Below are 2,476 nucleotides of genomic sequence, written 5' to 3'. Positions count from 1 at the left end.
CCACCGAGATGTTGAGGGTCGCCTGCGCGACGGGGAGGCCCCAGCGGACGAGTGCGCCCGGATCCAGGACCTGCCGCGCGGCGGCCGCTCCCGAAAACACGAGCGCGGCGATGAGGACTACGAGCGCGGCGCCGAGTGCCGCGTACCGGTAACCCCGCGCGGTGCCGCGCTCCCCCGGGTCAGACGTGGGGGCGGTACGGACGGTTCGTGTGGGGCTCGGCACCCATCCATTCTCCCAGATGTGCCGCGTCCGCCCACCCGCTCGCGGCGGGCACGCAACGGCCCGCGGGAGCAGCGCAACGCAGCTGCTCCCGCGAGCCGTACGGTGGGGTTACTTCTTGGACGCGGCAGCCTTCAGCTTGGAGCCGGCCGTGAGCTTCACGCCGAAGCCAGCCGGGATCTGGATCTCCTCGCCGGTCTGCGGGTTGCGGCCCGTGCGGGCGGCACGCTCGGTGCGCTCGACGGCGAGCCAGCCCGGGATGCTGACCTTCTCGCCCTTGGCGACGGAGCCCTCGAAGACCTCGAATAGTGCGTCGAGCACACCGTTGACGGCGGTCTGGCTGAGGCTCGTCTTGCCGGCGACCTCGGCAACAAGCTCGCTGCGGTTCTTAGCCATGTGTCCTCCTGGACGTCGATCGGTTCGTCAGTCCCGGGCACTCGCCCGGGGCTGCTGGTGACGAACCTACCAGTTAATGCGCCCCACGCCAGCAAATTCCGCGTGTTTTCGGGGATTTTTGGCCCAATTTGGGGCTCTGAGGGCCTGTGCGGGGGCGTAGCGTGGTGCCGTGGCCGAACCAGTCCTCTCACTTCTGACCCTCGAGCAGCACCGCCTCCTGGGCCGTTGGCTCGGCCCGTGGGAAGTTGAGGAGGACATGTCGTGGCGCATTCAGGGCATCCACGTGCTCCGGCTCGGCACCGCCGGCGGGCCCGTGGTGGTCAAGGCGAGTGCCACGTCGCACCACATCCAGCGCGAGCTGCGCGCGCATCTGCAGATGACGGCACCGCTCGGGGACCGGGCACCGCGGCTCCTGCACGGCGACGCTCGGGCCGGGCTCATCGTCACTTCCTGGCTCCCCGGGCGGCTCGTCGAGGGCGGACCGCACGAGTTCTCGCCGGACATCTTTCGGCAGGCCGGCGAGCTCTTGGCCCGGTTCCACCAGCCCCGGCACGAGACGTCAAGCTACGACCCGGCAGCGCTCAACAAGCTCGGCGACTTCGCAGATCGCGCCGCCGGCCTCGTTCCGGCCGAGCAGCTCCGCGCCGTGCGCCTGCTGGCCGCCACCCACCGGCCCGCGCCCCGGATGCTGTTCGCGACGCACGGCGACTACCAGCCCCGGAACTGGGTCGAGGACGGCGGCATGCTGGGCGTCATCGACTTCGGCCGGGCCGGGTACCGCCCGTGGGTCACGGACTTGGTGCGGCTCGAACACCGATACTTCGCTGCCGACGCCACCCGTGCCGGTTCAACGCACGACGGCGCGCTGCAGGAAGGCGGGATGCCCACCACCCCCGCGCACGACGGCGGAGCGCTGAGGGCGGCGTTCTACGCCGGCTACGGTCGCGACCCGGCTGAGGAGCCGGATTCGTGGCGGCTCGACAACCTGCTCCAGGCGCTGGGCACGGTGGTCTGGTCGCACGACGTCGGCGACCCGGCCTTCGAGGAGGAGGGCAGGGGCATGCTCACGCGAGTCCTCACCAACCTCCCCTAACCCCGTCTGGCTCTTCGGACATTTGGGCGGGGTGAGGCGCGGGTAATGGCGGACGCGCGGGGGTGGAGCAGTTCCCCTCGACTCCGCCTCGCTCCTGGGGTACTTTCCCGGACATGGGATGGTGGACCGAACGCGTCGTTCCGCGGATGAACGACGCCTCCCTGCGGCACTCCGATCTGGTGCCGTATCGGGTGCGCGCGTGCTCCGGGCTGCACGGATTGGTCGCGGAGCTCGGGTTCGGCAGCGGTCTGAACATCGAGCACTATCCGAAGGACGTCACGCGGATTCTAGCCGTCGAACCATCCGACCTTGCATGGGATCTCTCCGCACCGCGACGCGCCTCAAGTCGGATCCCGGTCGAACGAGGAGGCCTCGACGGTCAGCGGCTCGACCTCGACGATGACAGCATCGACGCGGTCCTCTCCACCTTCACCCTCTGCACCATTCCCGATCCGTCCCGCGCGCTGGCTGAGGTACACCGCGTCCTCCGGCCAGGGGGAACCTTCCACTTCCTTGAACACGGCCTTTCCCACGAACCGTCCGTCGCACGGTGGCAGGGCATCCTCGAACCGCTGAATGCGAGGCTCGCTGGCAACTGCCACCTCACCCGGCAGATCGACCGGCTGGTCATCGACGCCGGCTTCCGGATGGACGAGCTCGATGCTGGTTACCTCGACATCAACGCCCCCAAGCTTCAGCGCCACGGCTTCCTGGGCGCCGCGACGAAAACGGCTCTCCACACTGACCCCCACCGGATGTCCGATTAG

3 protein-coding genes and 1 pseudogene are annotated in these 2,476 nt (G+C 69.4%); 2 read left to right on the top strand and 2 right to left on the bottom strand.

Features of this window, described 5'->3' with window-relative positions; genetic code table 11:
* Both ACLN58_RS20980 and ACLN58_RS20975 read right to left on the bottom strand, forming a co-directional pair.
* Nucleotides 1–223: pseudogene (locus ACLN58_RS20980) on the bottom strand (copper resistance protein CopD); the annotation flags it as partial.
* A gap of 108 nt (nucleotides 224–331) precedes the next feature.
* Complete coding sequence (locus ACLN58_RS20975; protein ID WP_415857161.1) at nucleotides 332–616, bottom strand: HU family DNA-binding protein; 285 nt, start codon at nucleotides 614–616, stop codon at nucleotides 332–334.
* A 169-nt stretch (nucleotides 617–785) separates the two neighbouring features.
* Between ACLN58_RS20975 and ACLN58_RS20970 the strand changes: the two genes are divergently transcribed.
* Together ACLN58_RS20970 and ACLN58_RS20965 are read left to right on the top strand one after the other, a co-directional pair.
* On the top strand, nucleotides 786–1,709 hold the full coding sequence (locus ACLN58_RS20970; RefSeq protein WP_415857160.1) for an aminoglycoside phosphotransferase family protein: 924 nt from the start codon (nucleotides 786–788) through the stop codon (nucleotides 1,707–1,709).
* Nucleotides 1,710–1,822: 113 nt separating this feature from the next.
* The gene (locus ACLN58_RS20965; protein ID WP_415857159.1) at nucleotides 1,823–2,476 is read left to right on the top strand and encodes a class I SAM-dependent methyltransferase; all 654 of its coding nucleotides are present in this window, start codon (nucleotides 1,823–1,825) and stop codon (nucleotides 2,474–2,476) included.

Origin of the sequence: Sinomonas sp. G460-2 (genome assembly GCF_047759905.1) — a bacterium.
In the GTDB taxonomy this organism is placed as follows: Bacteria; Actinomycetota; Actinomycetes; order Actinomycetales; family Micrococcaceae; genus Sinomonas.
This window is presented reverse-complemented; position numbering and strand designations above follow the sequence as displayed.

What these genes read in the sequence shown, in the direction of transcription:
- ACLN58_RS20975 (WP_415857161.1), bottom strand. Translation starts at nt 616, where the DNA reads ATGGCTAAGAACCGCAGCGAGCTTGTTGCCGAGGTCGCCGGCAAGACG.
- ACLN58_RS20965 (WP_415857159.1), top strand. Translation starts at nt 1,823, where the DNA reads ATGGGATGGTGGACCGAACGCGTCGTTCCGCGGATGAACGACGCCTCC.